Source organism: Streptomyces pseudogriseolus (assembly GCA_002154585.1).
Lineage (GTDB): Bacteria > Actinomycetota > Actinomycetes > Streptomycetales > Streptomycetaceae > Streptomyces > Streptomyces pseudogriseolus.
Window position 1 is genome coordinate 1 of the sequence record MUNG01000510.1, and the last position, 4,884, is coordinate 4,884.

At 75.9% G+C, this 4,884-nt stretch carries 5 protein-coding genes; 3 read left to right on the forward strand and 2 right to left on the reverse strand.

Going from position 1 to position 4,884, the window contains the following annotated elements:
* The coding region (locus CCN29_RS31915; protein ID WP_442538607.1) for a hypothetical protein at positions 1 to 800 on the forward strand (800 nt) is incomplete at its 5' end.
* Between the two features lie 205 nt (positions 801 to 1,005).
* Here the strand turns inward: CCN29_RS31915 and CCN29_RS31920 are convergent.
* Positions 1,006 to 1,620 carry a TetR/AcrR family transcriptional regulator gene (locus CCN29_RS31920; protein ID WP_031022636.1) on the reverse strand — a complete coding sequence of 205 codons (615 nt, stop codon included), beginning with the start codon at positions 1,618 to 1,620 and terminating at the stop codon, positions 1,006 to 1,008.
* A gap of 240 nt (positions 1,621 to 1,860) precedes the next feature.
* Between CCN29_RS31920 and CCN29_RS31925 the strand changes: the two genes are divergently transcribed.
* Together CCN29_RS31925 and CCN29_RS31930 are read left to right on the forward strand one after the other, a co-directional pair.
* Complete coding sequence (locus CCN29_RS31925; RefSeq protein WP_086686025.1) at positions 1,861 to 2,661, forward strand: phosphatase PAP2 family protein; 801 nt, start codon at positions 1,861 to 1,863, stop codon at positions 2,659 to 2,661.
* Positions 2,658 to 3,839, forward strand: coding sequence for a DMT family protein (locus tag CCN29_RS31930; RefSeq protein ID WP_086686027.1), 1,182 nt, complete (start codon positions 2,658 to 2,660; stop codon positions 3,837 to 3,839). The genes CCN29_RS31925 and CCN29_RS31930 overlap by 4 nt, the downstream gene beginning before the upstream one ends.
* 33 nt (positions 3,840 to 3,872) lie before the next feature.
* Here CCN29_RS31930 and CCN29_RS31935 read toward each other — a convergent pair whose 3' ends face one another.
* The gene (locus CCN29_RS31935) at positions 3,873 to 4,775 is read right to left on the reverse strand and encodes a glutathione S-transferase C-terminal domain-containing protein (protein ID WP_086686029.1); all 903 of its coding nucleotides are present in this window, start codon (positions 4,773 to 4,775) and stop codon (positions 3,873 to 3,875) included.
* Between the last annotated feature and the right edge of the window lie 109 nt (positions 4,776 to 4,884).

The following is a 4,884-nucleotide window of genomic DNA, read 5'->3' on the forward strand; positions in this document are numbered from 1 at the left end:
GCCGCGGCCACGGCGACGGCTATCCAGATCCGCAGGCGCAGGCCCCGCCCCCGGCCGGCGGGCGGGGGCGGCGCCTGCGGATCGGGATAGCCGTCGCCGTGGCCGCGGCCGTGCTGGCGAGCATCGGCGTCGGGGTGTACGCCCTGACCGATGACGACGACGGAGGGCGGAGCACCGCCACCTCGCAGCAGCCCGGCGGGCAGGACGACGACCGGGGCGGCCAGGATGCGCCCGAGGGCGGTCCCGAGGGCGACGAGCCCCGCCGCGTCGAAAGCGGCTCCGTCACCGACTCGCTGAGCGGGATCAGCCTGCCCGTGCCCGAGGGGTGGTACGGGGAGGAGTTGCAGGCCGGCGCCGCGCTGACGGCGAAGGAGTCCTACGACTGCCCCGGCGACACCTCGAAGACCTGCGTCAAGGGCGGCGCGTACTCGGCGCCCGCCGTGGTGCTCGGTACCCGCGGCTCCACCGCCGAGGAGGTCGCGAAGGCGGACATCGCGGCGAACGCCGAGGAGAGCTACGGCGGCGAGTCGTACGGGCGGATCACCTCGCACGACGTGCTGGCGTCGAAGGCGGTGACCGTGGCCGGGCAGAAGGGGTACCTGGTCCGCTGGAAGGCGGTGACCGAGAAGGGGTCGGACGGGTTCGTGCAGTCCCTGGCGTTCCCCTCCCCGTCCCGTCCGGACCAGATCGTGGTGGTGCGCTTCGGGGTGGACACCGACCAGCGGCAGACGGTCCTCGACGAGATCACCGAGGGCATCGAGGTGGCCGAGGGCGGAGGCGGCCCCGGGCAGGACGTCTGACGGTCCGACCGTCCCCCGGCGACCGCGAACGGCGGCCACGACGGCCGCGACGGCCGCGACGGCCGCGGACGTGGCACGGCCGGGTGGGGCACCCCTCCGCTCAAGAGGTGTCCCACCCGGCCGGGTGGTGCGCCGCCCCCGTCCCCACAGTGCGGCGCGGTCGGGCCGCCGTCCGGTCGTCCCCATGACCGGTGCGGCCCGGGTCTCACTCCAGTCCGAGCGCCGGCAGCACCGCCGCCTCCACGAAGCGGAGCACGTAGTCCGGGTCGGCGTTGCACCCCTCGAGCACGGGCCGGGCCCGCAGCACCCCGAAGATCTGCGCCGGGACGTACTCCAGCGCCGGGTTGTCCGCGTCGACCTCGCCGCGCTCGACGCCCCGCCGCAGGATCTCCTCCAGCGCGGTGATCTCCGGCTCGACCAGCGCCTCCCGCAGCGCCCGCGCCAGCTCCCGGTCCTGGAGGACCGCGTGCCCGAGCGCCTGGAACAGGGTGGCGTCCCTCGGCGACCACTCCCCCGCGCAGCGCGCGGCCTCGCGCAGGTCCTCGGCGAGGGAGCCGGTGTCGATGAGCGCGAACTTCGCCCGCCCGCTGGACCGCAGGGCGGCCGCGACGAACTGCGGCTTGGTCCGCCACTGCCGGTAGAGCGTGGACTTGCTGCACCGCGTGCTGGCGGCGACGCCCTCCATGGTGACGGCGTCGTACCCGCACTCGCGGATCTGGTTCAGCACGGCGTCGAAGAACTCCCGCTCCCGCTCAGGCGTGATCTTGGAGCGGCGCGAGGCCCCGGCCGGTCCCGGTCGGTCCGCGTCCTGCGACGTCATCGGCTCGGCTCCCTCTCCCTCGACGGAGTGTGGCGTACGTCAATGGGTACTCGAGTGTACCGGTACGTGAGCGTATCGGTACACTGACGTATCGGTACGGCATCGTATCGGTACGTTCGCGTATCGCTCTTGATCCGCACCGGTGAGCTGGACCCGCACCGATGAGCCGGACCCGGTCCCCGAGTCAGCAGCTCCGCCAGCACCACGACACGCACCACCGTCAGTGAAGGGACCGGGGGCATGCACGCGCGCGAGGAGTTCGAGGAACCCGACCCGACGGGACCACCCACCCGCGGCCGGCCGCCGCTCGTCCGCGAACTGCTGCTGGTGGCGGGCCTGTTCCTCGTCTACAAACTGGGCCGGCAACTGGCGTCCGGCCACACCGCCGAGGCGTACCGCAACGGCCGTGAGGTCTGGGACCTCGAGCGTGCCCTGCACCTGCCGGGAGAGGGAGCGGTGCAGTCCGCACTGCTGCACGGCGGTCTCCTCGTGCAGATCGCCAACACCTATTACGCGGTCGTCCACTTCCCGGCCACCGCGGCCTTCCTGATCTGGCTCTACCTGCGCCGCCCCGGCCACTACGTGTGGGCCCGGCGGGCGCTGGCGGCGGTCACCGCGGCCGCGCTGGTGCTGCACCTGGTGTACCCGCTGGCGCCGCCCCGGCTGCTCCCGGCGACGGGACTGGCCGACACGGCGCGGCTGTTCGGGCCGTCGGTCTACGGGCCGCCCGAGGCCGACCAGCTGTCGAACCAGTTCGCGGCGATGCCGTCGCTGCACTTCGGCTGGGCGCTGATGGTGGCGATCGGCCTGATCGCCGTCACGCGGACGGCGTGGCGGTGGCTGTGGCTGCTGCATCCGCTGGTGACCCTGCTGGTGATCGTGGGCACGGCGAACCACTTCTGGCTGGACGCGCTCGCGGCGGCGGCCCTGCTGGGGCTCGCCCTCGCGGTGGTGCGCCGCCCGCGCCCCGCCCCCGTGCCGGGGATCGTCCGGCCCCGGCGGCCGGAGCGGCGCCGCGTGCTCGTGGGGGCGGGACGATGAGCGCCCTGCTCGTGGCGGTCCTGCTCTCCCTGGTCTCGGCCGTGGCCTACGCCGTCGCCGCCGTGACCCAGGCCCGGCTGGCCGCCCGCGGCTCCGGCGCCGGGGCGCTGCGGCTGCTCGGCAGCGGCGCCTGGTGGGGCGCGGTCACCCTGAACGCGGCGGCCGCCCTGCTGCACGTCGTGGCGCTCAAGTACGGCCCGCTGACCGTGGTCCAGCCGCTGGGCGCGCTCACCCTGGTCGCCGCGGTGCCGCTGGGGGCGCGGATGGCGGGACGGCCGGTGAGCGCGGTGGAGTGGCGGGGCACGGCCCTGACGCTGGCCGGGCTGGCGACGATCCTCGCCACGGCGTCCGGACCCGCGCCCGACGACGTGCTGAGCGTCCCGGAGGCGCTGGCCGTCGCGGGCGGTACGGCGACGCTGATCGGCCTGCTGTCGTGGCCCGGCGCCCGCCCCGGCCTGCGCCACGCGACCGCGTCCGGAGTCGCGTCGGGCGTGGCCTCGGCGCTGACCCGGACGGTGACGGTCGCGGCGACCGACCGTACCGGTCCGGTGCTCGACGTGCGTGTGATCGGGGTGGCGCTGCTGGTGGCCGTGTTCGCGGCGGGCGGCCTCCTCCTCGCGCAGACCGCGTACCGGGGCGGCCTCGGGGCCCCCTTGGCGACGGTCACGCTCGCCAACCCCCTGGCGGCGGCGGTGATCGGCCTGGGCCTTCTCGGCGAACACCTCCGGGGCGGTGCGCCCGGTGTGGCGCTCGCCCTGTTCGGCGCCGCCCTCGCGTCGTGGGGAGTGGTCCTGCTGTCGCGGGCCACCGAGGGGGCGTCCGTTCCGGCGGAGGGTGTGGGTGAGCGCTTGAGGGGTGCGGCGAGCACGCCTCCGGTGGAGGTGCGGGCGCTGGTCCCGGCGGGCACCGGAACGTCCGGTGTCGTACGGCTGCCGGCACCGGCGGTCGTCGGAGGCCCGCCGTCCGCGCCGAGCCCGTCGGCAGGGGCCGCCGTCACCACGCCGGCCCGCGCCGTCGAGGGCGCACCGCTCGGCGTGACGCCGGCGGCGGAAGGTGCCGCGCTCCGCCCCGCCGTCCCTTCCCCCGGACCGCCGGCGGCCACGGCCCGCAGGCCCGGCCGGCGGCGGAGGCGGCACCGGTGTCCCGGGCGCGGGGCCGGGGAGCGCCGGGCCGCCTGAAGCACGCTGGAGCCGTGACGCCCGCTCCCGCCGTCAGCCGGTACGCCGCGTCGGCTCCGGCGCCGCTTCCGGCGTCGGTCCCGGTGTCCGCCGCCGCACGTACGCCTGCCAGTCCATGATCGGCACCGCCGCGCCCGCCGCCTCCGTGCCTCGGCAGTGGGCGTGGTGGCGTCGGGCGATGCCGTCCAGGTCGAGGTGCGGGCCGAAGGCGGGGTGCGCGGTGAGCCTGCGGGCGTAGGCCCACAGCCGCGGGTGCTCGGTGATGCGGTGCACCGCCGAGGCGTCCAGATGGTGCCGGTGCACGGTGTCCAGCTGCACCAGCGTCACCCACACCCGCACGTCGGCCAGGGTGAGTTCGTCGCCGAGGACGTGGTCCCGCGAGGCGAGCCTCAGTTCCAGCACGTCCAGTGCGCGCAGCAGCGTGGCGAGCGCGAGGTCGCGTTCCGCGCGGTCGCCGCCGTACAGCCCGGCCCGCTGGGCGGTCGCGTCGACGCCCTGCTCGCAGAGCCGCTCGACGGCGGCGAACGCCTCGTCGGTGTCGCGCGGGAGCAGACAGGGCCCGCGTCCGCCGAACCGCAGGGCCAGGTCGCGGACGATGTCCGGCGCATGGGTGCTGACGACGGTCCCGGTCCAGTTGTCGTGCAGGACGGGCGCCAGGGCGGGGCCCGGGTGGAGGTGCGCGCTCGCCTCGTACAGGCGCCGCAGCGCCCGGTGTCCGCCGTCGGGGGTGTCGGGCACGGCGGGCAGCCTCGTCACGGGGAGGACGTCGCCGAGGCCGAGCAGGCTGTGGGTGACCGCGATCTGGAGACAGCGGGGACAGGCGGGCGACAGGTGGAGGCGGTAGCGGTGGGGTGCGGCGTAGTACCCGCTGCGCGGGTCGTCGCCGATCCTGCCCCGGAACGGCGGCACGGCGACGGTCGGGGATGTGGCGGACATGCGTCTCCCAGGGTGCTCGGTGACGGGCGTACGGGCGTGGCGCACGCGGGGGCCGTCAGGCCCGGCCGGGATGCGGTGTCGGGGACGGGGTGCGAGAGGGGGTCTCAGG